General features: G+C 71.6%; 25 protein-coding genes. 22 read left to right on the forward strand and 3 right to left on the reverse strand.

The window, feature by feature from the left end; all coding sequences use genetic code 11:
• Positions 1–18: 18 nt before the first annotated feature.
• Positions 19–804 carry an electron transfer flavoprotein subunit beta/FixA family protein gene (locus OHS17_RS26005; protein WP_161207171.1) on the reverse strand — a complete coding sequence of 262 codons (786 nt, stop codon included), beginning with the start codon at positions 802–804 and terminating at the stop codon, positions 19–21.
• 109 nt (positions 805–913) lie between these two features.
• Here OHS17_RS26005 and OHS17_RS26010 point away from each other — a divergent pair, with 109 nt between their 5' ends.
• The 4 genes from OHS17_RS26010 (at position 914) to OHS17_RS26025 (ending at position 5,733) form a co-directional block, all read left to right on the forward strand.
• Positions 914–1,678 (forward strand): TetR family transcriptional regulator, encoded by a 765-nt coding sequence (locus OHS17_RS26010; protein WP_330314078.1) that lies wholly within the window; start codon positions 914–916, stop codon positions 1,676–1,678.
• Between the two features lie 129 nt (positions 1,679–1,807).
• A complete protein-coding gene (locus tag OHS17_RS26015; protein WP_330314079.1) occupies positions 1,808–2,212 on the forward strand; it encodes a Zn-ribbon domain-containing OB-fold protein in 405 nt (134 codons plus the stop codon).
• 175 nt (positions 2,213–2,387) lie between these two features.
• Positions 2,388–5,111: a cellulose binding domain-containing protein gene (locus OHS17_RS26020; RefSeq protein WP_443066149.1), complete on the forward strand. Its 2,724-nt coding sequence runs from the start codon at positions 2,388–2,390 to the stop codon at positions 5,109–5,111.
• A 106-nt stretch (positions 5,112–5,217) separates the two neighbouring features.
• Complete coding sequence (locus tag OHS17_RS26025; RefSeq protein ID WP_330314081.1) at positions 5,218–5,733, forward strand: hypothetical protein; 516 nt, start codon at positions 5,218–5,220, stop codon at positions 5,731–5,733.
• Positions 5,734–5,820: 87 nt separating this feature from the next.
• Here the strand turns inward: OHS17_RS26025 and OHS17_RS26030 are convergent, their stop codons facing one another.
• Positions 5,821–6,705, reverse strand: coding sequence for an SIS domain-containing protein (locus OHS17_RS26030; protein WP_161208278.1), 885 nt, complete (start codon positions 6,703–6,705; stop codon positions 5,821–5,823).
• Positions 6,706–6,890: 185 nt separating this feature from the next.
• On the opposite strand from OHS17_RS26030, the gene OHS17_RS26035 reads away from it, so the two are divergent.
• The 16 genes from OHS17_RS26035 to mmuM all read left to right on the forward strand — a co-directional run bounded on the left by OHS17_RS26035 (position 6,891) and on the right by mmuM (position 21,834).
• Entirely contained in the window at positions 6,891–7,691 is an 801-nt protein-coding gene (locus OHS17_RS26035) for a DeoR/GlpR family DNA-binding transcription regulator (protein ID WP_026171883.1), read from the forward strand.
• 429 nt (positions 7,692–8,120) lie between these two features.
• Positions 8,121–9,131: an ABC transporter permease gene (locus OHS17_RS26040; RefSeq protein WP_383166409.1), complete on the forward strand. Its 1,011-nt coding sequence runs from the start codon at positions 8,121–8,123 to the stop codon at positions 9,129–9,131.
• Positions 9,128–10,075: a carbohydrate ABC transporter permease gene (locus OHS17_RS26045; protein ID WP_018105827.1), complete on the forward strand. Its 948-nt coding sequence runs from the start codon at positions 9,128–9,130 to the stop codon at positions 10,073–10,075. Before OHS17_RS26040 ends, OHS17_RS26045 begins: the two co-directional genes overlap by 4 nt.
• Before the next feature lie 51 nt (positions 10,076–10,126).
• A complete protein-coding gene (locus OHS17_RS26050; RefSeq protein ID WP_330314082.1) occupies positions 10,127–11,767 on the forward strand; it encodes a hypothetical protein in 1,641 nt (546 codons plus the stop codon).
• Between the two features lie 39 nt (positions 11,768–11,806).
• Positions 11,807–12,982, forward strand: a complete 1,176-nt coding sequence (locus OHS17_RS26055; RefSeq protein ID WP_161210934.1) for a Gfo/Idh/MocA family protein — start codon at positions 11,807–11,809, stop codon at positions 12,980–12,982.
• A 271-nt stretch (positions 12,983–13,253) separates the two neighbouring features.
• On the forward strand, positions 13,254–14,252 hold the full coding sequence (locus tag OHS17_RS26060) for an MBL fold metallo-hydrolase (RefSeq protein WP_330314083.1): 999 nt from the start codon (positions 13,254–13,256) through the stop codon (positions 14,250–14,252).
• A gap of 62 nt (positions 14,253–14,314) precedes the next feature.
• A complete protein-coding gene (locus tag OHS17_RS26065) occupies positions 14,315–15,664 on the forward strand; it encodes an ATP-binding protein (RefSeq protein ID WP_330314084.1) in 1,350 nt (449 codons plus the stop codon).
• On the forward strand, positions 15,661–16,086 hold the full coding sequence (locus OHS17_RS26070) for a roadblock/LC7 domain-containing protein (RefSeq protein ID WP_018105823.1): 426 nt from the start codon (positions 15,661–15,663) through the stop codon (positions 16,084–16,086). Before OHS17_RS26065 ends, OHS17_RS26070 begins: the two co-directional genes overlap by 4 nt.
• Positions 16,083–16,436, forward strand: coding sequence for a DUF742 domain-containing protein (locus OHS17_RS26075; protein ID WP_018105822.1), 354 nt, complete (start codon positions 16,083–16,085; stop codon positions 16,434–16,436). The genes OHS17_RS26070 and OHS17_RS26075 overlap by 4 nt, the downstream gene beginning before the upstream one ends.
• Entirely contained in the window at positions 16,414–17,028 is a 615-nt protein-coding gene (locus OHS17_RS26080) for a GTP-binding protein (RefSeq protein ID WP_330314085.1), read from the forward strand. Before OHS17_RS26075 ends, OHS17_RS26080 begins: the two co-directional genes overlap by 23 nt.
• Entirely contained in the window at positions 17,025–18,299 is a 1,275-nt protein-coding gene (locus tag OHS17_RS26085) for a cytochrome P450 (protein WP_330314086.1), read from the forward strand. Before OHS17_RS26080 ends, OHS17_RS26085 begins: the two co-directional genes overlap by 4 nt.
• A gap of 83 nt (positions 18,300–18,382) precedes the next feature.
• Positions 18,383–18,802: a cell division protein SepF gene (locus tag OHS17_RS26090; RefSeq protein ID WP_330314087.1), complete on the forward strand. Its 420-nt coding sequence runs from the start codon at positions 18,383–18,385 to the stop codon at positions 18,800–18,802.
• Positions 18,803–18,809: 7 nt separating this feature from the next.
• Complete coding sequence (locus OHS17_RS26095; RefSeq protein ID WP_330314088.1) at positions 18,810–19,169, forward strand: nucleotide pyrophosphohydrolase; 360 nt, start codon at positions 18,810–18,812, stop codon at positions 19,167–19,169.
• 146 nt (positions 19,170–19,315) lie between these two features.
• Positions 19,316–19,852 (forward strand): DUF6099 family protein, encoded by a 537-nt coding sequence (locus OHS17_RS26100; RefSeq protein WP_018105817.1) that lies wholly within the window; start codon positions 19,316–19,318, stop codon positions 19,850–19,852.
• A 97-nt stretch (positions 19,853–19,949) separates the two neighbouring features.
• Entirely contained in the window at positions 19,950–20,873 is a 924-nt protein-coding gene (locus OHS17_RS26105) for an LLM class F420-dependent oxidoreductase (protein WP_330314089.1), read from the forward strand.
• Between the two features lie 13 nt (positions 20,874–20,886).
• Positions 20,887–21,834 (forward strand): homocysteine S-methyltransferase, encoded by a 948-nt coding sequence (gene mmuM / locus OHS17_RS26110; RefSeq protein WP_330314090.1) that lies wholly within the window; start codon positions 20,887–20,889, stop codon positions 21,832–21,834.
• Between the two features lie 111 nt (positions 21,835–21,945).
• On the opposite strand, the gene OHS17_RS26115 is transcribed toward mmuM, so the two are convergent.
• Positions 21,946–22,797, reverse strand: a complete 852-nt coding sequence (locus OHS17_RS26115) for an RCC1 domain-containing protein (RefSeq protein WP_330314091.1) — start codon at positions 22,795–22,797, stop codon at positions 21,946–21,948.
• A gap of 84 nt (positions 22,798–22,881) precedes the next feature.
• Here OHS17_RS26115 and OHS17_RS26120 point away from each other — a divergent pair, with 84 nt between their 5' ends.
• Together OHS17_RS26120 and OHS17_RS26125 are read left to right on the forward strand one after the other, a co-directional pair.
• The gene (locus OHS17_RS26120) at positions 22,882–24,363 is read left to right on the forward strand and encodes a 3' terminal RNA ribose 2'-O-methyltransferase Hen1 (RefSeq protein ID WP_330314092.1); all 1,482 of its coding nucleotides are present in this window, start codon (positions 22,882–22,884) and stop codon (positions 24,361–24,363) included.
• Positions 24,360–26,924 (forward strand): polynucleotide kinase-phosphatase, encoded by a 2,565-nt coding sequence (locus OHS17_RS26125; RefSeq protein WP_330314093.1) that lies wholly within the window; start codon positions 24,360–24,362, stop codon positions 26,922–26,924. Before OHS17_RS26120 ends, OHS17_RS26125 begins: the two co-directional genes overlap by 4 nt.
• The last annotated feature ends 65 nt before the right edge of the window (positions 26,925–26,989 follow it).

The following is a 26,989-nucleotide window of genomic DNA, read 5'->3' on the forward strand; positions in this document are numbered from 1 at the left end:
CGAAACCCCGAAGCGGGATCAGATGAACTTCTGGCCGGCCAGGAACTCGGCCAGCTGCTTGCCGCCCTCGCCCTCGTCCTTCACGATCGTTCCCGCGGTACGGGCCGGACGCTCGGTCGCGGAGTCGACCGCGCTCCACGCACCCGCCAGACCCACCTCGTCCGCATCGATCCCCAGATCGTCCAGGTCCAGGGACTTCACCGGCTTCTTCTTCGCCGCCATGATCCCCTTGAACGACGGGTAACGCGCCTCACCCGACTGGTCGGTCACCGACACCACCGCCGGCAGCGACGCCTCCAGCTCCTCCGACGCACTGTCCCCGTCACGACGGCCACGCACCACACCGCCCTCGACCGACACCTGCGACAGCAGCGTCACCTGCGGCACACCCAGCCGCTCCGCGAGCAGCGCCGGAACCACACCCATCGTGCCGTCCGTCGACGCCATCCCCGAGATCACCAGGTCGTACCCGGTCTCCTCGATCGCCTTCGCCAGCACCAGCGACGTACCCAGCGCGTCCGTACCGTGCAGATCGTCGTCCTCGACGTGAACCGCCTTGTCCGCACCCATCGACAACGCCTTGCGCAACGCGTCCTTGGCATCCTCCGGACCCACCGTCAACACGGTGACCTCCGCATCATCAGCCGCCTCCGCGATCTGCAACGCCTGCTCGACCGCATACTCGTCCAGCTCCGACAGCAGACCGTCGACATCCTCACGGTCCAACGTCAGGTCATCGGCGAAATGCCGGTCACCGGTCGCGTCGGGCACGTACTTCACAGTGACAACGATCCTCAAGCTCACGCCGGCTCTCCCTGTACCTGGTGGTCTCCTGCGGGAATCCTATGGCACTCAGTACCCTTCGTAAAGGTACCCAGTGTCGGGCGGCCGGTTTCGGTGTTACGTTTCCGGCATGACCGAAGACCGCCGGCCGGCCAAGAAGCCCCCCATGCGTGACGTGCTCGCCGAGGCGGCCTTCGCGCTCTTCCTGGAGCGCGGGTTCGAGCGGACCACGGTGGACGACATCGTCGCCCGGGCCGGGGTGGGGCGGCGCTCCTTCTTCCGCTACTTCCCCTCCAAGGAGGACGCGGTTTTCCCCGACCACGAGGGGTGCCTCGCGGACATGACCGCCTTCCTGGCGGACGCCGACGGCACGGACCCGGTCGCCACGGTGTGCGACGGGGCCCGGCTGGTGCTGCGGATGTACGCGGAGAAGCCCGAGTTCTCCGTCCAGCGCTACCGGCTCACCCGCGAGGTGCCCGGCCTTCGCACGTACGAGCTCTCCGTGGTGCGCCGTTACGAACGGACCCTCGCCGGCTACCTGGAACGGCGCTGGGCCGGGGACCCGGACGCCGGGCCCGACTTCGCGCTGCGCGCCGAGGTGATCGCCGCCTCGGTCGTCGCCGCGCACAACAACGGGCTGCGGTCCTGGCTGCGTTCGGGCGGCAAGGGCGACGCGGGGGCCGAGGTGGACCGGGCCCTGGAGCTGGTGCGCGCGGTGTGGGGCGGGACGGACGCGCGGCCCGTCGTATCCGCGGCGGTCCCGGCGGCCGCCCCCGTGACCTCGTCGGTGACGTCCTCGGGGAGCGACGACGAGGTGATCGTCATGGTCGCGCGCAAGGGCGCCCCGATGTGGCGCGTGGTGCAGCACATCGAGTCCGCGCTCGGCACCGCCTGACCGGTCCCGGCGGAGCCGTATCGCACTTCGTGGCACGCAGTGCCTTTACTCCTGGAACTAAGTGCCATACGGTGCCGGTGTGCCGTCGCCGAAGCTGCGGCGCACCGAGTCGAGCGCGGGAGGCGGAACGTGTTCAGTACCGGAACCGACGTGATGGGGCGGCCGGCCCGCGAGGCGGCCGACGCACACAGTCAGGAAGGGCTCGTCTATCAGGTGTGCCGTTGGTGCCACACCGCCTCCTTCCGCAAACTCCTGTGTCCCGTCTGCGCGTCGAGCGATCTCGAATCCGAGCACAGTGACGGCCACGGCGTGGTCATCCGCTCCAACGTCGTCAACCGCTACTCGCGCGTGATGCGCAACGAGTCCCTGGTCCGCTTCCCCGAAGGCTTCGTCTACCGCTGCCGGATCGTGGGCGCCGCCCCGCACATGGTGAACGTCGGCGACCGGGTGCGCCCCCTCGGCGGCCGCACCTCCGTGGCGGGCGAGGTCGTCCTCGAGGTCTGCGACCCGCCCGGGCCCGCCGCCTGGTACTGACGCGTCCTGGGGCCGGTGGCCCCACGCCTCCGGAAGTCATCCGATGAACTTTGCGCCCGCCCTTCTCCCGGAGGGGCGGCGCCGCTACCATCGGGACGCGAAATGGGAGCGCTCCCACGTCCGTTCACGCCCTTGACCGCCCTTGTCGGCGGCCCTGTTCGGAGGAGACGTTTCCGTGCGCAGAAGCGCAAGACCCTTCGCTGCCCTGGTGGCGGCACTCACCCTCACCGCCGGGCTCTTCGCCGCCGGCGCACCGGCGTCGGCGCGCGACAGCGACGCCTCCGCAGCCGCCCAGGCATCCGATGTGTCCCTCGCGGCGGACACGTACGACTGGAAGAACGTCCGCATCGACGGCGGCGGCTTCGTCCCCGGGATCGTCTTCAACCGGACCGAGAAGAACCTCGCCTACGCCCGTACCGACATCGGCGGCGCCTACCGCTGGGACCAGTCGGGCAAGCAGTGGAAGCCGCTGCTCGACTGGGTGGACTGGGACCACTGGGGCTGGACCGGGGTGGTGAGCCTCGCTTCGGACTCGGTCGACCCGGACAAGGTGTACGCCGCCGTGGGCACGTACACCAACGACTGGGATCCCACCAACGGCGCGGTGCTGCGTTCGTCGGACCGGGGCGCGACCTGGAAGGCGAGCACCCTGCCCTTCAAGCTCGGCGGCAACATGCCCGGCCGGGGCATGGGCGAACGCCTCGCGGTCGACCCGAACAAGAACTCCGTGCTCTACCTGGGCGCGCCCAGCGGCAACGGCCTCTGGCGGTCCACCGATTCGGGCGCCACCTGGTCCGAGGTGACGGCCTTCCCCAACCCGGGCAACTACTCCCAGGACCCGACCGACACCAGCGGCTACGGCAACGACAACCAGGGCATCGTCTGGGTGACGTTCGACGAGCGCAGCGGCAGCGCGGGCAGCGCGACCCAGGACATCTACGTCGGGGTCGCCGACAAGGACAACACCGTCTACCGCTCCACGGACGGCGGGACCACCTGGTCGCGGATCGCCGGACAGCCGACGGGATACCTGGCGCACAAGGGCGTACTCGACTCCGACAACGGCCACCTGTATCTGACGCTCAGCGACACCGGCGGCCCGTACGACGGCGGCAAGGGGCAGATCTGGCGGTACACCACCGCGACGGGGGAGTGGAAGGACGTCAGCCCGGTCGCCGAGGCCGACACCTACTACGGCTTCAGCGGGCTCACCGTGGACCGGCAGCACCCCGGCACGGTGATGGCGACCGCGTACAGCTCCTGGTGGCCCGACACCCAGATCTTCCGCTCCACGGACAGCGGCGCGACCTGGACCCAGGCGTGGGACTACACCAGCTACCCGAACCGCTCCAACCGCTTCACCCAGGACGTGTCCTCGGTGCCGTGGCTGACCTGGGGTGCCAACCCGACGCCGCCGGAGACCACACCGAAGCTGGGCTGGATGACGGAGGCGCTGGAGATCGACCCGTTCGACTCGAACCGCATGATGTACGGGACCGGCGCGACGATCTACGGCACCGAGAACCTCACCAACTGGGACTCCGGCAGCCAGTTCAACATCACGCCGATGGTGAAGGGCCTGGAGGAGACCGCGGTCAACGACCTGGCCAGCCCGCCGTCCGGAGCGCCGCTGCTCAGCGCGCTCGGTGACATCGGGGGCTTCCGGCACACCGACCTCGACGCCGTGCCGGACATGATGTTCACCTCGCCCAACCTGACCTCCACCACGAGCCTCGACTTCGCCGAGAGCAGCCCGAACACGGTGGTCCGGGTCGGAAGCGCCGACGCCGCCCCGCACATCGGCTTCTCGACGGACAACGGTTCCAACTGGTTCCAGGGCTCCGAGCCGTCCGGCGTGACCGGCGGCGGCACGGTCGCGGCGGCGGCCGACGCGAGCGGCTTCGTCTGGAGCCCCGAGGGCGCCGGGGTCCATCACACGACCGGGTACGGGAGTTCGTGGTCGGCCTCCACCGGGATACCGCAGGGCGCGACGGTCGAGTCGGACCGGAAGAACCCGAAGAAGTTCTACGGGTTCGCGGCCGGCACCTTCTACGTCTCCACGGACGGCGGCGCGACCTTCACGGCGAAGGCGTCGAGCGGCCTGCCCACCGAGGGCAACGTCCGCTTCAAGGCGGTCCCCGGTGCCGAGGGCGACATCTGGCTCGCGGGCGGCGCCACGACGGGCGCGTACGGCCTGTGGCACTCGACGGACTCGGGGGCGACCTTCACGAAGCTGAGCGGTGTCGGCGAGGCGGACTCCGTCGGCTTCGGCAAGGCGGCGGCGGGCGCCTCGTACCAGACGCTCTTCGTCTCGGCGAAGATCGGCGGGGTGCGCGGCATCTTCCGGTCCACCGACGCGGGCACGAGCTGGACCCGCATCAACGACGACGCCCACCAGTGGGGCTGGACGGGCGCCGCGATCACGGGCGACCCGCGCGTCTTCGGCCGGGTGTACGTGTCCACCAACGGGCGCGGAATCATGTACGGCGACTCCTCGGACAGCGACGGCGGCGGTACGGATCCCGGCACCGATCCCGGTACCGACCCGGGCACGGACCCCGGCACCGATCCCGGTGACGCGGCCTGTTCGGTGACGTACAAGGTCACCAACCAGTGGTCCGGCGGCTTCCAGGCCGATGTGACCCTCACCAACACCGGCAGCACGGAGCTGGACGGCTGGAAGCTCGCCTGGACCTTCCCGGACGGGCAGCGGGTCGGCCAGATGTGGAATGCGACGGCCGGTCAGGACGGGGCGAAGGTGACGGCCACCAACGTCTCCTGGAACGGCCGGGTGGCGCCGGGCGCGTCCGCGGGCTTCGGCTTCACGGGCACGCTGACCGGCGGCAACACGGCACCGGACGCCTTCTCGCTCGGCGGGGAGGCCTGCGCCACCGGCTGACGCGGGGCGCGGGGCCCCGCACCGGGGGGCGGGCCGGGCGGCCCGGGCCCGTCCCCCGACACGGTCTTACTGGCCCTGTACAGGTTCGTCGGCCATACTGCCCGCCGTGGAGCAGCGCATAGACCCGAAGACCCAGCCCGCGTACGCCGCAGGGACCGACCCGGCGTACATCCCCGGTCTCACGGCCCCCCGACCCGCGGAAGCGGTGGAGGAGGAGCCGGAGAACGAGACCACCGAGGAGCCCGCCGTCGCGGACGCCGTCCCCGAGCCGGCCGACGAGGTGCCCGTGGCGCAGGAGGAGGACGAGGAGGAGCAGGAGGAAACCGACGAAGAGGCGGCCGAGGGGCCCTCGTTCGAGGTGAGCGACCGGCGCGGCTCGATCTCGGCCGGGCCCGGGGGCGTCCGGTTCACGCTGGACGACCAGCAGGCGGATTTCGGCTGGGACGAGATCGGCGCGGTCGAGCTGAAGCCGGCCCGCTTCGGCCGCCGGTTCACCGTCACCGTCCACCTGTCGTCCCAGCGTTGGTTCAACGGTGAGGTCGAGGCGCCGTCCCGCGGCAGCCTCAAGGAGTGGACCGAGGGCTTCGACGCGGTCCTGGACACGCACTTCGAGGAGTCCTGACCGGGGGTGTTGCCCCCGGACCCCCGGTCCTCAAACGCCGGACGGGCTGAAGGCCAGCCCCGCCGGCGTTTGAGGCGCGGTACGGCATCAGGCGTCCGCCAGGACCACCGAGCGGGTCAGGTGGCGGGGGGCGTCCGGGTCGAGGCCGCGCGCGGTGGCGCGGGCCACGGCCAGGCGCTGGACGCGGACCAGGTCGGCCAGCGGGTCCAGGTCGGTCTCCACCCAGCGGGCGCCGGTCTCCAGGAGCTGCTCGCGCAGGCCCTCGGGGGCGGCGCCGAACATCCAGGTGGCGGTGGTGTCGGTGGCGATGGAGATCGGGCCGTGGCGGTACTCCATCGCGGCGTACGACTCGGTCCAGGAGAGCGACGCCTCCTTCATCTTGAGCGCCGCCTCATTGGCGAGACCGGCCGTCCAGCCGCTCCCGAGGAACGTGAACTGGGTGCGGTCCACCAGGCCCTCCGGCAGAGGCTCGGCGAGCGCCCGCTCCGCGTCCCGGACCACGGCGTCGGTGTGCAGGCCGAGGTGCGCGCGCAGCAGCGTGAGCAGCGTGGTGGCGAACCGGGTCTGGACGACGGACTGTTCGTCCGCGAAGTCGAGGACGACGACCGCGTCGGCGGCCGTCATCACCGGGGTCTCCGGGTCGGCGGTGATGGCCACCGTGGGCGTGGTGCCGCTCAGCCGGCCGAGGAGTTCGAGGACCTCGGTCGTGGTGCCGGAGCGGGTGAGCGCGACGACCCGGTCGTAGCGGCGGCGGGTGGGGAACTCGGACGCGGCGAAGGCATCGGTCTCGCCCTGCCCGGACTCCTCACGGAGCGAGGCGTATGCCTGAGCCATGTAGAACGAGGTGCCGCAGCCGACGACGGCGACGCGCTCGCCCGGCGCGGGCAGCGCGGCGGCGTGACTCGGTGCCAGCTCCGCGGCGCGGCGCCAGCACTCCGGCTGACTGGCGATCTCGATCTCGACAAATGACACTTTTGCACTCCGTACTGGTGATGGGATGCTCGTTTACGCACGCTACCCGCGATGAGCGAGCATTATCAAGCATTCCGCGTGCACGGGGCTTGACTCGCCGGAGCCTTGTGCGACCCTTGCGCCTGTCCGGTGATCGCGCCCAAGGGGATGGGCGCTCGCAGCCCGGACCTGTGAGGAGAACCGTCTTGTCCAGGGATGCCCGGTGGAACGCACTGCTGGAACTCGTAGGTAAGCACGGCCGGGTGGACGTCGAGGACGCGGCGAAGACGCTGGACGTCTCGGCCGCGACCATCCGGCGGGACCTGGACCAGCTCGCCGAGCAGCAACTGCTCACCCGCACCAGGGGCGGCGCGATCGCCCACGGCGTCAGCTACGAGCTGGCCCTCCGGTACAAAACGGGGCGCAACGCCCCGGAGAAGCAGGCCATCGGCCGCGCCGTCGCCGAACTCGTCGCGGTCGGCGAGGTCGTCGGCCTCACCGGCGGCACCACCATCACCGAGGTCGCCCGCTCGCTCGCCGTCCGCGCGGACCTGGTGGGCGACGGTGCCGGCGGCGCGGCGGGGCAGCCGACGCTGACGGTGGTGACCAACGCCCTCAACATCGCCAACGAGCTGGTGATCCGGCCGCAGATCAAGATGGTCGTCACCGGCGGGGTCGCCAGGCCCCAGTCGTACGAGCTCACCGGCCCGCTGGCCAGCGGGGTGCTCGGCGAGATAACGCTCGACGTGGCCGTGCTCGGCGTCAACGCCATCGACACCGAACGCGGCGCGTACGTCCACCACGAGGGCGAGGCCAGCATCAACCGGCTGCTCGCCCAGCAGGCCCAGCGCGTGGTGGTCGCCGCCGACTCCTCGAAGATCGGCAAGCGGGCGTTCGCCCGGGTCTGCGACCTCTCCCTGGTCGACTTCCTGGTCACCGACCGGGGGATCGCCCCCGAGGCGTCCGCCCGCTTCACCGAGGCCGGTGTCACGGTCATCGCCGTCTGACCTCTCGTCGTTTCCCAGCGGGCCGCCGCGCATCGTGCGTGGCGGCCCGCTTTTTCGCGCGTACCCAAACCGGTTCAGGGTGCCGGACCGTGCGTGAAGTGTGCACGTTCAAGCACAACCACGCAGCGGATGGCTGGTTCTGACGGAGAAACAGTGCATTCCGGTCCCATCTCGATGACACCAAGCGTCCCTTATGCGGTGATTGTCGCCCCTGTTGCGCCTCGTTGTGTCTCATGGGGCGACTTTTGACTGCCCATAGATGTTCGTTACCTCTGCGAAATGAACAACTCTTGCCATATGGCCGCACGGTCGTGAACTATGTGCCTGTCGCCGCGAAGAGGCAGCGGACGCGCTTCCCCGAAGCGCGCGCCGCCCTCCACGTATGCGGGACGTTCTCTCGCTCCATCAGCCCTGGAGGTGCCTGTGACGATGGCAAACACGCCGGTCACAGCTGCGCGGCCGCCCGTGCCGCAGCCCCGCGACCCGGAAGACGCGGAACGCCCCGCGGGGAGGAAGGGCAAGAAGAAGCGAATACGGCAGCCGCTCCGGCAGCGGCTCAAGCGGGACAAGGCGCTGCTGCTCTTCTGTCTCCCCGGAGTGCTGTACTTCGTGCTCTTCTTCTATCTGCCGCTCGCGGGCAACGTCATCGCCTTCCAGGACTACCAGCCGTTCCTGGGCTTCAAGCAGAGCCCGTTCGTCGGGATGGCGAACTTCACCGCGCTGCTGGCCGAGCCCGAGTTCTGGAGCGCGGTGTCCAACACCCTCCAGATCACGGCGATCCAGCTCCTCCTGTACTTTCCGGCGCCGATCGCCCTGGCCCTGCTGCTCAACTCGCTCATCAGCGAGAAGATCAAGCGGTTCATCCAGACCGTCGTCTACCTGCCGCACTTCCTGTCCTGGGTCGTCGTCGTCGCGATGTTCAAGCAGGTGCTCGGCGGCGCCGGATCGGTCACCACGCTCCTCATGGAGCACGGGGTCAGCATCGGCAACGTGATGACCGACCCCGGCACCTTCAAGTTCCTCATCACCGCGCAGGCCATCTGGAAGGACTGCGGCTGGGGCACGATCATCTTCCTGGCGTCCATCGCCTCGATCGACATGGGCCAGTACGAGTCCGCTGCCATGGACGGCGCCGGATGGATGCGCCGGATCTGGCACATCACCCTGCCCGGCATCCGGCCGGTCATCCTGATGCTGCTCATCCTGCGGCTCGGCGACATCCTCTCGGTCGGCTTCGAGCAGATCCTGCTCCAGCGCGACGCCGTCGGCCCGGACGCCGCCGAGGTCATGGACACCTACGTCTACTTCCACGGCGTCGTGGACGGCGACTGGGGCATGAGCACCGCCGCCGGACTGATGAAGGGCGTCATCGGATTCGCCCTCATCCTCGCCGCCAACAAGCTGGCCCACCGCTTCGGCGAGCAGGGAGTGTACCGATGAGTCAGTCCGTCGCGACCCGGCTGCGCGCCGCCCGGTCCGGGGCCGCCCGCCCCCGCAGGTCCAACGGCCGCCCGCCGTGGATGGAGCGCCCGCACTGGTACGGGCAGGGCGCCAAGGGCCTCGCGCTCATCGTGCTCACCGTGATCGTGCTCTACCCGTTCCTCCTCGCCATCGGCACCAGCCTCGCGGGCCGCGAGGAGCTGAACGCCAACGGCGGCTACGTGCTGATCCCGCACCACCCGACGCTGGAGGCGTACCGCGTCATCCTGTCCGGGGGCGTGGTCACCCGGGCCGCGGTGGTGTCCATCTTCATCACGCTGATCGGGACCGCGCTCAGCCTGGCGTGCACGGTGATGATCGCGTACGGCACCTCGCGGCCGGGCACGGTCCTCGCCAAGCCGATTCTGCTGCTCGTGCTCGGCACGTTCCTGTTCGCGCCCGGCATCATCCCGACGTACCTCGCGGTCCAGCAGTTCCACATGCTGGATACGTACGCCTCACTGGTCCTCCCGGTCCTGCTGAACGCCTTCAACATCGTGGTGGTCCGCTCGTTCTTCCAGTCCATTCCGGAGGAGCTGTACGACGCGGCGCGCATCGACGGCGCCAATGAGGTCACGGTCCTCTTCCGGATCGTCCTCCCGCTGTCGAAGGCGGTCCTGGCGGTGGTCGGCCTGTTCTACGCGGTCGGGTACTGGAACAGCTTCTTCAACGCGGTGCTGTACCTCAACGACTCCAGCAAGTTCCCCATCCAGGTGATCCTGCGGAGCTACGTCCTCAACGGGCAGAGCATCAACGCCTCCGCGATGGGCGTCCACTCCATCCCGCCCGCGACCTCGCTGCAGATGGCCGTACTGATCATCGCGATCGTGCCCATCTTCTGCGTCTATCCCTTCCTGCAGAAGTTCTTCGTCAAGGGCGTCCTCACCGGGGCGATCAAGGGCTGACCCGCCCGCCCCGCACCACCGCCCCGTACGCCACCCACTTCAAGGAGCCCCATGTCCACCCACCTGTCCCGACGCGGTTTCATGGGCGCCGCGGGAATCGCCGGCCTCACCGTCGCCGGTCTGACGACCCTGAGCGCCTGCGGCAGCGGCGCCGCGGTCAGCAAGGGCGGCGCCAAGGCGTCGGCCAAGCTCAAGCTTCCGACGTACGTGGCGGCCCAGACCGCCCCCGCCGACCTCGCGGGCAACGCGGCGGGCCTCGACGCGACCTATCTGCGCTACCCCAAGAAGCTCACGAAGTCCGTCGCGAAGACCCCCGGTGACGGCAGCCGCATCACCGCCCTCACCGAGACGTTCACCACCCCCGCCCCGCCGCAGGCCAGGAACGGCTACTGGCAGGAGCTGAACAAGCGGCTCGGCGCCCGGTTCGACATGACGATCGTCGTGGACCAGGGCGTGGACGCGTACCTCACCAAGTTCAACGCGATGATGGCCGGCGGCGACATACCCGACCTGGTCTGGTTCCCGCCGAACCAGGGCATCCAGCGCGTGCCCGAGCTCCTGGACGCCAAGTTCCACGACCTCACCCCCTATCTGTCGGGCGACGCGGTCAAGGCGTACCCGAACCTCGCGAACCTGCCGACCACCGCCTGGAAGACCGCCGTCGTCAACGGCAAGATCCGCGGCGTCACCGTCGCCTACGGCTCCATGGGCCAGGTCTACGTCGTCAACCAGGACTTCTGGAAGCCGGTCGGCGGCGCCGAGTTCAGCAGCGCCGAGGACTTCCTCGCCAAGGGCAAGGAGCTGCTGGACGTCAAGCGCAACAAGTACGTCCTGGAACCGGCGTACGTGAACCACATCGCCCAGTTCGCCCAGTGGTTCGGCGCCCCCAGCGCCTGGCGCCTCGAAGGCGGCAAGCTGACGCACCAGTACGAGACGGAGGAGTACCAGGAGGCCCTGGCCTTCGCCGTGAAGTGCGCCCGGGCCAAGCTCTTCTGGCCGGACCCCAACCTCAGCACCACCATGGAGAAGATGGCCCAGGGCTCCCTCGGCGCCTACGTCCAGTCCTTCCCCAGCTTCCTGGTCGACGCCAAGACGTACGACTTCCCGTTCGGCGTCATCGTGCCGTTCGCGGCCAAGGAAGGCGCCACGCCGCACTACAACATGGGCTACGGCTCCGTCGGCTACACCGCGATCAACAAGAAGGCCGACGACAAGCGCGTCAAGATGCTGCTGCGGGTCCTGGACTACCTGGCCGCCCCCTTCGGTACGGAGGAGCGCCTCTTCCTCGACAACGGCATCGAGGGCACGCACTGGAACCGCACCTCCGACGGGGACGTCAAGCTCACCGCCAAGGGCAACTCCGAGGCCGTCACGACCGCGATGCCGCTGGCCTTCCTCGCCGCCGGGCCCGAGTACATCTACCTGCCGGGCCGGGGCGAGCTGGCGGGCAGGATCCACGGCTGGCAGCAGGACCTGCTCAAGATCGCCCAGACCAACCCGACGAGCGGCCACTTCTCGGACACGTCCACCAGCAAGAGCCCGTCGCTCACCACCGCCATGAGCGACATCCAGCTGGACATCGTCGCCGGCCGCAAGCCGGTCTCCGCCTTCAAGGACGAGCTGCGCAAGTGGCGTTCCGGCGGCGGCGACAAGATGCGCGCCGAGTTCGAGGCGTCGCTCGCCGGCAAGTAACGTCCGCCCGCACGACCCGCACCAACTGAAGGGACTCCCGTGTCAGACCTGCGAATCGGCGTCATCGGGCTCGGCCTGCGCCGGTCCATCGCGACGTCGGCCCACCACCCCGGCAAGGGGTCGGCGATCACCGCCGTCTGCGACCTCGACCCGGAGGTGCGCAGCCGGGAGGCCGAGCGCTTCGGCGCCGAGATCGCGGTCGAGGACTACAAGCTGCTCCTCGGCCGGGACGACCTGGACGCGATCATCGTCGCGACCCCGGACGACACCCACGAGGTCATCGCCATCGACGCCCTGAGGGCCGGCAAGGCGGTCTTCGTGGAGAAGCCGCTCGGCATCTCCGTCGAGAGCTGCGACAACATCCTGCGCGCCGCGTACGAGACCGGCACCCGGCTCTACGTCGGCCACAACATGCGCCACATGGGCGTCGTCCGGCTGATGCGCGACATCATCGCGCGCGGCGACATCGGCGAGCCCAAGGCCGTCTGGGTGCGCCACTTCGTGGGCTACGGCGGCGACTACTACTTCAAGGACTGGCACGCCGACCGCACCCGCACCACCGGCCTGCTCCTCCAGAAGGCCGCCCACGACATCGACGTGCTGCACTGGCTGGCCGGCGGCTACACGCAGCGCGTCAACGCCCTCGGCGACCTGCTCGTCTACGGCAACCTGCCGCGCCGCGAGCCGGACACCCCGCGCCCCGAGAACTGGCTGCGCGAGTTCGACTGGCCGCCGACGGCCCGCAAGGACCTGCACCACATCGTGGACGTCGAGGACGTCTCGGTGATGAACATGCAGCTGGACAACGGCGTCGTGGCCGCCTACCAGCAGTGCCACTTCACCCCCGACTACTGGCGCAACTACACGGTCATCGGCACCGAGGGCCGGCTGGAGAACTTCGGCGACGGCCCCGGCGACGAGGTCAAGGTCTGGAACACCGGCCCCAGCGGCTACCGCGCCGACGCCGACATCACCTACCGGGTGCCCGAGGCCAAGGGCTCCCACGGCGGCGGCGACAGCCGGATCATGCAGGAGTTCGTCCGCTTCGCCCGCGAAGGGGGAGTCACCGACACCTCCCCGGTCGCCGCCCGGATGAGCGTCGCCGCCGGTGTCCTCGCGACCCGCTCCCTGCGCGAGGGCGGTGCGCCCCACGAGGTGCCGCCGCTCGACCCGGAACTGATCGCGTACTTCGAGCGCGGCCAGGTCCGTTCCTGACGGCTGACCCCACGGGCCCCCGGCGCACCGCTCACGCGGTCGCGCCGGGGGCCTTTCGGCGTCTCTTTTCGGCCATGCTCAATGGGTAATCGGCCCCTCCCGGTTTGACGGCGCCGTCTCCCGTAATGGTGACGAAGGCGGTCCGAAGTGGTGTCGTACGGTCACCGCCCGGCTGCCCGCACGGCGGGTCAAGGTCTGTTTCAAGCCAATCACGTGCCCATCTGGCCGGGTTCGAACGCGCGACCGGAAACCGGTCGGCATAATCGCGTCCATGTCGATCACGGGTGGGGATGTCGTTGACCTTGGCAGGGGCCTGTACGCCTGGCTCCCGCCGAAGCGTGGCTGGGGGCTGGCCAACTGCGGCCTGCTCGTCTCGCCCCGCGGCGCGCTGTGGATCGACACCCCGTACGACCCGGTGCTCGCCGGCCAGTTCCTCGCCGAGTCCACCAAGCGGCTGCCCGACGGCGTCACCATCGACCGGGTGGTCGTCACGCACGCCAACGGCGACCACTTCTGGGGCGCGGGCGTGCTCCCGGACGCCGAGATCATCGTGACCCGCGAGGCCCGGGAGCACATCCACTACGAGCCCTCGCCGCAGCAGCAGCACGCGCTCGTCACCGGCGGCGACCCGGCCACCCCGCTCGGGGCCTACCTCGCCCGCCACTTCGGCCCGTTCGACTGGTCGCAGACCGAGCCCGTCCGGCCGACCACCTACTTCACCGGCGAGCTCGAACTGAGCCTCGGCGACTACCCGGTGCAGATCACCTCGCTCGCCCCCGCGCACACCACCGGCGACCTGATGGTCCACCTGCCCGCCCAGTCCACCGTGTTCAGCGGCGACATCATCTTCTCGTCGTCCGACGAGCAGCCCGGCGACCACCCGATCCACTGGGAAGGCCCGCTGAGCAACATCATCGCGGCCTGCGAGCAGGTGCTGGCCACCGGCGCCGAAACGATCGTCCCCGGCCACGGACCCGTCCTCGACCGGAACGGCGTCCGCGAGCACATCGCGTACCTCGCGTACATCCAGGAGCGCGCCCACGCCCTGCACGCCGCGGGTGTCCCCGCCATCGACGCGGCCCGCCAGGTCATCGCCGAGGGCCGCTACCCCGGACTCGGCCTGCCCGAGCGGCTGGTGGTCACCATCGGCAGCGAGTACCGGCAGCTCGACGGCTCGGAGCGGCGCAGCGTCGTCCAGGTCATGACCGACGTCGCCACGGTCGCCCACGAAGTGGAGCAGGTCAGTGAGCCGGCAGGCAGCGCGGGCTGACCGCGCGGTCCCGCCCCGCGCGCACCGGCGGACCGACCCGACGAGAGAAACGCGGTAACGGCATGGCATGGATCGTCGCACTGCTCGCCGTCGTCGCCGCGGTGGCGGGCTTCACCCGCGCCTACCGGACCGGCCTCATGGAACAGCAGGCTGTCACCCGCGCCGAACTCGCCGAACGCCAGGCCAAGGCCGCCGAGGCCCGCACCGCCGCCCTCCTGGACGAGATCCGGCAGCTCGCGCGCAGACGGATACCCGCCGCCGCCCTCGCTCTCTCCCACCCCAGCGCCACCGTCCCCGGACTGCGCGAGGCGGCCGAGGTCGACGGCGGCGCCGCCCTCCTGCTCACCGAGGCCGTCCAGGCCGCGCGAACCGCCGTCCTCGAAGAGCGCGGACGCGTCGACGCGGCAGCCCGCGCCGCGATGCGCGGCACCTCCGCCAAGATCCAGTCGCTCCTGAACCAGTCCCAGCAGCTGCTGCACGAGCTCCAGCACGAGTACGACGACCCGCGCATCCTCCAGCTCGACTTCCGCAACGAACTCGCGCTGCGCCGCACCCAGTCCACCGCCGTCCTGTGCGACGCCTGGCCCGGACTCGCCCGGCAGAACTCCCCGCTGGTCGAGATCGTCCTCGGCGCCCAGTCCCGCGTGGCCGGCTACGAGCGGATCAAGGTCTCCAACCACCTGCGCGACGAACGCCTCGCGCTCGCCGCCCGCGCCGCCGAACCCCTCGCCATCGCCCTGGCCGAACTCCTCGCCAACGCCACCGCGTACTCCCACCCCGACACCGACGTCCAGGTCACCGTCCAGCAGAGCGGTGGCCGCGGCGCGTTCCTCGTCGTGGACGACGCGGGCATCGGCATGGACGAGGACGCCCTCGAACGGGCCCGCGCCCTGCTCGCCGGACCCGCCGAGGTCCTGCTCACCGAGCTCGGCGACCCGCCGCAGACCGGCTTCGCGGTCGTCGGCCGGCTCGTCGTCCAGTACGGCTTCGAGTGCCACATCGAGGCGTCCCCGTTCGGCGGCATGCGGACGATCCTGCGCGTCCCGGCCCACCTGCTCACCGTGCTGGACGAGGACCGGAACCTCTCCGCCCTCGCCCCCGCACCCGTGACGGCCGCCCCGGCCCAGCCCGCGCAGACCACCACGGACACCCCCGCGCCGGACGCCGCGGAGCCCGCCGGACTGCCCAGCCGGCGCCGCCGGGCACCGCGCCGCACCCCCGCTGCGGCCACCGCCGCCCGGGCCGCCGAGCCGGACGCCGCCCCGCCGGCCCGTACTCCGGAGGCGGCAGGGGCTTCCTGGGCGGCCCTCCAGCAGGGCACCCTCAACGGCAGGAGCGTCACCGGGCGGCCCCCCGCACCGGACACCGGCGCCCCCGACCACCAGGACGACCAAGGAGACGACGAGAAGTGAGCACCCCCAGTCCCCACTCAGGCGACCTCGCATGGGTGCTGACCCCCCTGCTTGAACTGCCCGGAGTCCAGCACGCCGTGGTCGCCACCGGCGACGGCCTGGTCGAAGGCGCGTCCCCCGGCCTCGACCGCGCCTCCGGCGAACGGGTCGCCGCGATGACGGCCACCCTGCACGCCGCCGCCCGCGCCTTCACGACCGCATTCACCGACGCCGAGGCCCCGCAACTGGCCCAGACCGTCGTGGAGTCGGACCTGGGCTTCGCCATCGTCGTCCCGGCCGGACGCAACACCACCCTCGCCCTGTTCGCCGAACCCGGCGCCAAACTCGGCGACATCGCCTACCAGATGCAGGTCCAGGTCACCGCGCTCACCCGGGCGATGCACGCACCCGCCCGCCAATCGGACACCGCCGCCCGGCCATGACCCCCGGCCCAGCACGCCGTCTGATCCCCGCCTATCTGGTCACCGGCGGCAGGTCCCGCCCCGCCGGCCCCGCGCTCGACCGGCTCGCCGTCCTCGTACGCACCGACGCGCCCGTGCCCGACGACGCCGGAACCCAGGCCCGCAGACTCTGCGACCTGCTGGAACCGGGTGCCCTCACCGTCGTCGAGTGCGCGGCCCACCTGGACCTGCCGGTCAGCGCCACCGTCTTCCTGGCCACGGACCTCGCGGCCACCGGACTACTGCTCACCCGACCGCCGATACCCAGTGCCGGGCAGATCGACAGGTCGCTTGTCGAGAGGCTGCTCGATGGACTCCGCTCCCTCCCCTGACCGGACCGGCGTCGGCTATCTGCCGGCCGCCGCCCGGACCCTGATGAAACTCGTCGTCACGGGCCCCTTCGGCGTGGGCAAGACCACCCTGATCCGCACCCTCTCGGAGATCGCCACGCTCCACACCGAGGAGGCGATGACCCAGTCCAGCACCCGCGTCGACTCCACCGCCGGTCTCCCCGACAAGACCACCACCACGGTCGCCATCGACTTCGGCCGCCTGACCGTCCCCGACGACCTCGTGCTCTACATGTTCGGCACCCCCGGCCAGGAACGGTTCCTGCCCCTGTGGGAGGACATCGCGCGCGGCGCCCTCGGCGCGCTCGTCCTCGTGGACACCCGGCGGCTCGCCGACTCCTTCGCCGTGATGGACATGGTCGAGGAGCAGGGACTGCCGTACGCCGTCGCGGTGAACCGTTTCCCCGACGCCCCCGCGCACACCGACGAGGTCCTGCGCAAGCACCTCGACCTGGACGACACCACCCCGCTCGTCCAGTGCGACGCGCGGGAGCGGCGCGGCAGCATCGACGCCCTGATCGCACTCGCCGAACACGTGCTGACCCGCATGCCGCAGCCCGAGGACGCCTCATGACCACGTACGCACCGCCGCCGCAGCCCCTCGCGCTGTTCGGCCCGGCCTTCGCGGCCGACCCGCAGGGCCACTACCGCGCCCTGCGCGCGCACGGCCCGCTCGCACCGGTGCGGATCGCCCCCGACGTCGAGGCGCTGCTCGTCACGGACTACCAGGCCGCCATCGACGTGCTCCGCGACACCCACACCTTCAGCAAGGACCCGCGCACCTGGCAGGCGACCATTCCGCCGGACTCGCCGGTGCTGCCCGTGCTCGGCCACCGCCCCACCGCCCTGTTCAGCGACGGCGCGGTGCACGCCCGCTACCGCGAGGCCATCAACGACAGCCTCGCGCTGATCGAACCGCACGTCCTGCGCGCCGAGGTCGCCCGCGTCGCCCGCCAGCTCATCGGCCGGTTCGCCGCCACCGGCAGCGGCGACCTCATCGCCCAGTACGCCCGCCGGCTCCCCATGCACATCTTCGTCACCTGGTTCGGCGCCGACCCCAAGGACGGGGAACGCATCGTGGACGGGGTCGCCGGGATGATGAACTCGGCCGCCGACGCCGCCGCCGCGTACGCCGACCTGGTCGACGTCGTCACCCGCCTCGTCGCCGACCGGCGCGCCCGGCCGCGCCGCGACCTGACCTCGTACTTCCTGGCCCACCCCGCCGGACTCGACAACGACGAGACGGTGCGTCAGATCACCCTGGTGATGAGCGCGGGCAACGACCCGATGACCAACCTCATCGGCAACGCCACGCTCCACATGCTCACCGACGAACGCTACGCGGGCTCGCTGCACGGCGGCGCGATGACCGCCCACGAGGCGATCAACGAGGTGCTGTGGCGCGATCCGCCGATCGCCAACCTGGCGGCCCACTACCCGCGCCACGACACCGAGTTCCACGGCGTCCGGCTGCGCGCCGGGCAGCTCCTCCTGGTCTCCTACGCCGCCGCCAACTCCCAGTCCCCGCCGCCCGCGTCCGACGACGGAGTCCGGTCCGGAGCCAGCGCCCATCTCGCCTGGTCGGCCGGGCCCCACCGCTGCCCCGCCAAACAGCCGGCCCTGCTCATCGCGATGACCGCCATCGAACAGCTCACCAGCCTGCTGTGCGACGCCCGGCTCGCCGTGGAGCCGGACGAACTGCTGTGGCGCCCCGGCCCGTTCCACCGCGCGCTGGCCCACCTCCCGATCCGCTTCACCCCGCTGGACACCACCGCCGCACCGAGCGGTGCCATCACCGTGGCGGACCCGTCGGACGTGATTCCGGCGGCGGCAATCAACACCTGAGCCGTGTCGCTCGTAGGCCGAACGGGTGAGGGAGGGGACAATCGCCCGATGAACAGTGAGCGTGACCGGCACAACGCCGACCGATGTGCCGACGGGGTGGTCCGGTGAGCAGGTACGACAGGTACGACGTCACGGACGAGCAGTGGGAGGGGCTGGCCCAGGTCGTACCGCTGCGCAGCCGCAACGAATGGCCCTCCCGGGTGGACCACCGCACCGTCCAGGACGATCCGGAGCCCGTCGAGCAGCGGCGCATGGTCGTGCTGCGGGTCCAGGTGTTCGCCGACGCCCGCGAGGTCGCGGAGTACCTGGTCGCCCAGGTGCCGGTGCTGCTCGACCTGACCAGCGCGGAGGCCGATGTGGCCAAGCGCATCCTGGACTTCGCCAGCGGTGTCGTGTTCGGGCTCGGCAGCGGCATGCACCGGGTGGACCGCAACGTCTTCCTGCTGTCGCCCGCCGGCATGGAGGTCGAGGGCGTCACGGCGGCCGGGGTGCCGGGGGCGTAGGAGAGCGGTGACCGAACTCGACGTCCGGACCCTCCAGCGGCGGCTGGCCGCCTTCGCGGACGCGCGCGACTGGGGGCAGTACCACACCCCGAAGAACCTGGCCTCGGCGCTGAGCGTGGAGGCCGCCGAACTCCTGGAGATCTTCCAGTGGCTGACGCCCGAGCAGTCGGCGCGGGTCATGGAGGATCCGGAGCGGGCGCCCCGCGTTGCGGACGAGGTCGCGGACGTGCTCGCGTATCTCCTCCAGTTCTGCGGGGCGCTGGGTATCGACGTCCTCTCGGCACTCGCGGCCAAGATCGAACGGAATGAGTCGCGCTTTCCGGTCCCCGGATCAACGGGTGACCAAGATCGTCACTCTTCGGAGTGATCGACTTGTTCACATTCGATTGAGTGTCCACAGATTTCCGAAATCCTCTGGCCTTTCGGTGCGACCGCCTTCACTGTGGGTAATGAACGTGGTGAGCGGGTTTTCCGCAGCGACGAGCAGGATTTCGCGTCGAACGGGGGCAGTCGATGGAAGCGGAACGGCTGGTAGCGGTCATCAGGCAGGCGCTGGCGCAGAGCCGGGGCACACCGGACATCATCGCCGAGGCGTGGCAGGCGCAGGCCCTGGCCCAGGCGGTCGGCAGCCGGCTGGCCGCGGCCGGTCCCAAGGAGCTGCGGGCCGAGGCGGGCGCCCTCAGCGAGACCGGGGGCAGGAGCAGCGGCGCGCTGGACCACCCGGCGGCCCGCGCCGGAGTGGCCCGCGCGGCGCGGCTGACCGAGGTCGCCGATCCCCGCGCGGCCCTGACGGGCCTCGCCGCGCTGCTCGGGGAGGTCGGTATGGCCCTGGTCGGGGTGGCGTGCGAGACCGATGAGCAGAGCCTGTACTGGCAGTGCATGGAGGCGATCGACGCCGCCGACGAGTCCACGGACCGGGTCCATTCCATGCTCCGTCTCCTCGACGAGCGGGAGCGCGAACAGCGGGAGGACCTGGAGCGCGGCCGGGAACGGGACGGCCCGCACGGGATACTGCGCGCATCGGTGGGCCCGGTGACCGGTATTCAGTGAGCGCTACGCCCGCCGGTGCGCCCTCCGAGGCCCGCGACTCCGTACGGACGGTGCCCCGGAGCAGGGCGCGCGGCGCGCGCGGGTGCAGGATGGAGGCATGGATCTTCGCATCTTCACCGAGCCCCAGCAGGGCGCGAGCTACGACACCCTTCTCACCGTCGCCAAGGCCACCGAGGACCTCGGCTTCGACGCCTTCTACCGGTCCGACCACTATCTGCGCATGGGGCAGGGCGACGGCCTGCCCGGCCCCACGGACGCCTGGATCACGCTGGCCGGGCTGGCCCGCGAGACCAAGCGCATCCGCCTGGGCACGCTGATGACGGCGGGCACCTTCCGGCTCCCCGGCGTCCTCGCCATCCAGGTCGCGCAGGTCGACCAGATGTCCGGCGGCCGGGTCGAACTGGGCCTGGGGGCGGGCTGGTTCGAGGAGGAGCACAAGGCGTACGGCATCCCGTTCCCGAAGGAGAAGTTCGGCCGCCTGGAGGAGCAGCTGGCGATCGTCACGGGGCTGTGGGCGACCGAGGTCGGCAAGACGTTCAGCTACGACGGCACGTACTACCAGCTGACGGACTCGCCCGCGCTGCCCAAGCCGGCGCAGGCCAAGGTGCCGGTGCTCATCGGCGGGCACGGGGCGAAGCGCACCCCGCGCCTCGCCGCCCAGTACGCGGACGAGTTCAACATCCCGTTCGCCTCGCTGGAGGACAGCGAGAAGCAGTTCGGCCGGGTCCGGGAGGCGGCCGAGGCGGCGGGCCGCAAGGCCGACGACCTGGTGTACTCCAACGCGCTGGTCGTCTGCGTCGGCCGGGACGACGCGGAGGTCGCGCGCCGGGCCGCCGTCATCGGCCGGGACGTGGCCGAGCTGAAGGCCAACGGGCTCGCGGGGTCGCCCGCCGAGGTGGTCGACAAGATCGGGAGGTACGCGGCGATCGGGGCTTCGCGGATCTACCTCCAGGTCCTCGACCTGGACGACCTGGACCACCTGGACCTGATCTCGTCCCAGGTCCAGTCCCAGCTGGGCTGAGAGCGGGGACGCGATGACACCGGGGCCCGCCCGCCCGCTGGCCGCCGCGCTGGCCGAGGGCACGCTCGTCCTCGACGGCGGGCTCTCCAACCAGTTGGAGGCGCAGGGCTGCGATCTGTCCGACGCGCTCTGGTCCGCCCAGCTGCTCGCCGACGGACCCGGGCAGATCGAGGCCGCCCACACGGCGTACGTGCGGGCGGGGGTCCAGGTGCTCATCACGGCCAGTTATCAGGCGAGCCACGAGGGGTTCGCGCGGCGCGGGATCGGGCGGGACGAGGCGGACGGGCTCCTCGCCCGCAGCGTGGAGCTGGCCCGCCGGGCGGCCGGCACGGTGGACCGGGACGTCTGGGTGGCGGCGTCGGTCGGCCCGTACGGGGCGGTGACGGCGGACGGGGCGGAGTACCGGGGCCGCTACGGGCTCACCGCCGGGGAGCTGGAGCGCTTCCACCGCCCCCGCGTCGAGGCGCTGGCCGCCGCCGGGCCGGACGCGCTGGCCCTGGAGACGGTGCCGGACATGGACGAGGCGCGGGCGCTGCTGCGGGTGGTGGGGGACTACGGGCTGCCGGTGTGGCTCTCCTACACCGTGGCCGGGGACCGGACCCGGGCCGGACAGCCGCTGGACGAGGCGTTCGCCCTGGCCCGGGGGCACGACGAGGTGATCGCGGTCGGCGTCAACTGCTGCGACCCCGCCGACGCGGAGGCCGCCGCCCGGACGGCGGTCCGCGCGACCGGGAAGCCCGCCGTGGTCTACCCGAACAGCGGCGAGCGCTGGGACGCGGCGTCGGGCGCGTGGTCCGGTCCGGCCGCCTCGTTCACCCCGGCCCGGCGGGCGGCATGGGAGGAGGCGGGCGCCCGTCTCATCGGCGGCTGCTGCCGGGTGGGGCCGGAGACGGTCGCCGGGCTGGCGGCGGCGCGGAACGGAGCGACCGGGGGCAGGGCGGGGAGAGGGGGGCCGGGGTGACACGGAGGGGGCTCGCGGGGGTGCCGGGCGGAGCGGCCCGCGCGGGGTCCGGCTCGGCCCGCGCGGGTCCGGCCCGGGCAGCCGCGGCTCGCGGCCAGGTGGCCCGAGGGGTTACGGCAGGCGGATGCCGGACCAGGTGTAGACCTCGCACTGTCCGTCCGCGTTGTTCCCCGTGCCGACCACGGTGCCGTCGCTCCGCAGGCCGAGGGTGTGCGTCGAGCCCGCCGCCACGGCGACGATGTCGCGCCAGCCGCCGACCCCGCACTGCCCGTAGCTGTTGTCGCCCGCCGCGAGGACCCGTCCGGACGCCGTGACCCCGACGGTGTGGTGACTGCCCGCGTCCAGCGCCACCACGTCCTCCCACGCATCCACCTCGCACGCCCCGGTCGCCCGGTCGCCGGTGGCCATGGCGCGCCCGTCGGTTCCGAGCCCGACGGTATGGAGGTAACCGGCCGAGACGGCGGCCAGCCCCTGCCACCCCTCCACGGCGCACTGCCCGCGCCGGTTGTTCCCCGTAGCCACCGCGGAACCGTCCGACCGGACGCCGACCGAGTGCCAGTCACCGCATGAGAGAGCGACCATCTCGCGCCAGGGCCCCACCTCGCACTGCCCTTCCGCGCCCCGGCCCGCCGCCACGACGCGGCCGTTCGCGAGCAGCCCGAGCGTGCGGCGCCACCCCGCCGCCACGGCCGTGACGCCCCGCCATCCGGAGACATCGCACTGCCCGTCGCCGTTCCAGCCGGTCGCCAGGACCGTGCCGTCCGAACGGAGCGCCACCGTATGGGATCTGCCTGTGTTCCTCGCGGTGTGGACGTTGCCCGCCGCGACCGAGACCACGCCGGTCCATCGCTCCACACGGCACTCGGCGGCGAGGCCGCTGCCCGCGGCGAGAACGGTGCCGTCGCGGCGCAGGCCGACCGAATGACGCCTTCCGGCGGTCAGCGCCGGCGCGTGCACGGACATGTCGCCTCCTGGGGGCTGGCGTGTGCTTCGAGGGAGACGGAAATTGCCTGGTGGGGGAGGGGCGGGCGGATCATACTCAAACGTGTGTTCTTGACGATCAGTACCACCGGCTCCCCGGAACGTCCCGCCACCGACCTCGGGTTTCTGCTGCACAAGCATCCCGAGCGGGCGCAGGCGTTCTCCACCTCCCATGGCACCGCGCACGTCTTCTATCCCGAGGCGTCCGCGGAGCGGTGCACGGCGGCTCTGCTGCTGGAGGTCGATCCCATCGCGCTGGTGCGCAAGGGGAAGGGCAAGGGCCGGGGCGGGGCGCCCGACGCCGCGCTCGCGCAGTACGTCAACGACCGCCCCTACGCGGCATCCTCGCTGCTGTCCGTCGCGATGAGCACCGTCTTCAAGTCCGCGCTGAGCGGTGCCTGCAAGGCGATGCCCGAGCGGGCGGCGGCCCCCATGGAGCTGCGGATCGAAGTGCCCGCCCTGCCGGCCCGTGGTGGTGCCGAGCTGGTGCGCAAGCTCTTCGGTCCGCTCGGATGGACGCGGGTGGAGGCGGAGGCCGTACCGCTGGACGAGACGTTCCCGGAGTGGGGCGACTCGCGGTACGTACGGCTGGTGCTCGAAGGCGAGCTGAGGCTCGCCGACGCGCTGCGCCAGCTGTACGTACTGCTGCCGGTGCTCGACGACGCCAAGCACTACTGGGTGGCGCCCGACGAGGTGGACAAGCTGCTGCGCGCGGGCGAGGGGTGGCTGGCGGAGCACCCCGAGCACAAGCTCATCACCAGCCGGTATCTGGCGCGGCGCTGGGGGCTCACCCGGCAGGCGATGGAGCGGCTGGAGCTGGTGCGGCTCGCGGAGGCGGACGACCTCGACGTCGAGAGCGTCGACAACGCCGTGGACGAGGGCTCCGACACAGAGGAGCGGCCGGTGCCGCTCGCCGTGCACCGCCGCGACGCGATCCTCGCCGCGCTCACCGCCGCCGGGGCCGGCCGCGTGCTCGACCTGGGTTGCGGGCAGGGGCAGTTGGTGCAGGCGCTGCTGAAGGACCCGCGCTTCACGGAGATCGTCGGCCTCGACGTGTCCGTGCGCGCCCTGACGATCGCCTCGCGTCGGCTGAAGCTGGACCGGATGGGGGAGCGGCAGGCCGCCCGCGTGACCCTGCGCCAGGGCTCCCTGACCTACACGGACAAGCGGCTCCAGGGATACGACGCGGCGGTGCTCAGCGAGGTCATCGAGCACCTGGACCCGGAGCGGCTGCCCGCCCTGGAGTTCGCCGTGTTCGGCTCCGCGCGCCCCCGCACGGTGCTCGTCACCACGCCCAACGTCGAGTACAACGTCCGCTGGGAGACCCTTCCGGCCGGCCACACCCGCCACGGCGACCACCGCTTCGAGTGGACCAGGGCCGAATTCCGGTCCTGGGCCGAGGCGGTGGCCGCACGGCACGGGTACGGCGTCGCGTACGTGCCCATCGGCCCGGACGACCCCGAGGTCGGCCCGCCCACCCAGATGGCCGTGTTCACGACGGGCACCGCCACCACCGACGAGACCCAGAAGGAGGCGAAAGCCGCATGACCACCCACGACAACGAGCGTGCCCCGCGCACCCTCCCCGTCACCGACCTCTCCCTCGTCGTGCTCATCGGCGCCAGCGGGTCCGGCAAGTCCACCTTCGCGCGGCGGCACTTCAAGCCGACCGAGGTCATCTCCTCGGACTTCTGCCGGGGCCTCGTCGCCGACGACGAGAACGACCAGAGCGCCAGCAAGGACGCCTTCGACGTCCTGCACTACATCGCGGGCAAGCGCCTCGCCGCCGGCCGGCTGACCGTCGTGGACGCCACGAACGTGCAGCCGGAGGCCCGGCGCCAGCTCGTCCGGGTGGCCCGGGAGCACGACGTGCTGCCCATCGCCATCGTGCTCGACCTGCCCGAAGAGGTCTGCCTCGCCCGCAACGCGGCCCGCCCGGACCGCGCCGACATGCCCCGCCATGTCATCCAGCGCCACCGCCGCGAGCTGCGCCGCTCCCTGCGCGGCCTGGAGCGCGAGGGCTTCCGCAAGGTGCACATCCTGCACTCCGAGGACGAGGCCGACCGGGCCGAAGTGGTCCTGGAGCGCCGCTACAACGACCTGCGCCACCTCACCGGACCGTTCGACGTCATCGGCGACATCCACGGCTGCCGCTCCGAGCTGGACACCCTCCTCGGCAAGCTGGGTTACGTGGACGGCGCCCACCCCGAGGGCCGCACCGCGGTCTTCGTCGGCGACCTGGTCGACCGCGGCCCCGACAGCCCCGGCGTCCTGCGCCGCGTGATGTCGATGGTGGCCGAGGGGAACGCGCTGTGCGTCCCCGGCAACCACGAGAACAAGCTCGGCCGCTACCTCAAGGGCCGCAAGGTCCAGCTCACCCACGGCCTCGCCGAGACCGTCGAGCAGCTGGAGCGGGAGGACGCGAAGGACCCCGACTTCCGCAAGCGGGTCGCGGAGTTCATCGACGGGCTCGTCAGCCACTACGTGCTGGACGGCGGCCGGCTCGTCGTCTGCCACGCCGGGCTGCCCGAGAAGTACCACGGCCGCACCTCCGGCCGGGTCCGCTCGCACGCGCTGTACGGGGAGACCACCGGCGAGACCGACGAGTTCGGGCTGCCCGTGCGCTACCCGTGGGCCGAGGACTACCGGGGCAGCGCCGCCGTGGTCTACGGCCACACGCCCGTGCCCAACACCTCGTGGATCAACAACACCATCTGCCTGGACACCGGTGCCGTCTTCGGCGGGAAGATGACCGCGCTGCGCTGGCCGGAGCGCGAGCTCGTCGACGTACCGGCGGAGCGGGTCTGGTACGAGCCCGTGAAGCCGCTGGAGACGGAGGCGCCCGGGGGCAGGGAGGGTCGGCCGCTGGACCTGGACGACGTGCAGGGCCGCCGGATCGTGGAGACCCGGCACATGGGCCGCCTCGCCGTCCGGGAGGAGAACGCGGCCGCCGCCCTGGAGGTGATGAGCCGGTTCGCGGTCGACCCCCGGCTGCTGCCCTACCTGCCGCCGACCATGGCGCCCACGGCCACCTCCCGTGAGGACGGCTACCTGGAGCACCCGGCCGAGGCGTTCGGCGAGTACCGGGCGGCCGGCGTGGCCAGGGTCGTGTGCGAGGAGAAGCACATGGGCTCCCGCGCCGTGGCCCTGGTCTGCAAGGACGCCGCCGCGGCCCGGGAGCGCTTCGGCACCGCGGACGGTGGGCCCACCGGCGCGCTGTACACCCGGACCGGGCGCCCGTTCCTGGACGACTCCGCGCTCACCGAGGCGGTGCTCGGGCGGCTGCGCGCGGCCGTGACCGCGGCCGGGCTCTGGGAGGAGTGGGGCACCGACTGGGTGCTGCTCGACGCCGAGCTGATGCCCTGGTCCCTGAAGGCGCGCGGCCTGCTCCGCTCGCAGTACGCGGCCGTGGGCGCCGCGTCCGGCGCGGTGTTCCCCGCCGCCACCGGGGCCCTCGCCGCGGCCGCCGCGCGCGGCGTCGACGTGGGCGCGCTCGCGGACCGCCAGCGGGAGCGGGCCGGGGACGCGGCGGCGTTCACGGAGGCGTACCGGCGCTACTGCTGGGGCACCGAGGGGCTGGACGGCGTGCGCCTCGCGCCGTTCCAGATCCTCGCCGTCCAGGGCCGCTCCCTCGCCTCCGTACCGCACGACGAGCAGCTGGCCTGGCTGGACCGGCTGGTCGAACACGACCCGACCGGGCTGCTCCAGGTCACCCGGCGGCTCGTCGTGGACACCGCCGACGAGGCGTCCGTCCGCGCGGGCACCGACTGGTGGCTGGAGATGACCGGCCGGGGCGGCGAGGGCATGGTCGTCAAGCCGCTCGGCGCGCTCGTCCGGGACGGCAAGGGCCGCCTGGTGCAGCCCGGCATCAAGGTGCGCGGCCGGGAGTACCTGCGGATCATCTACGGCCCCGAGTACACCCGCCCGGACAACCTGGACCGCCTGCGCGGCCGTTTCCTCGGCCACAAGCGCTCGCTGGCCCTGCGTGAGTACGCCCTCGGCCTGGAGGCCCTGGACCGGCTCGCGGAGGGGGAGCCGCTGTGGCGGGTCCACGAAGCGGTGTTCGCCGTCCTGGCGTTGGAGTCCGAGCCGGTCGACCCCCGGCTCTAGACGCCTGACAGAACAGGCTGGCGATTCGCCGGGTGAACGGCGCGCCGCGCGGTGAGGATGTGGGC

The sequence above is a fragment of the Streptomyces sp. NBC_00523 genome, from assembly GCF_036346615.1.
Taxonomy (GTDB): domain Bacteria; phylum Actinomycetota; class Actinomycetes; order Streptomycetales; family Streptomycetaceae; genus Streptomyces.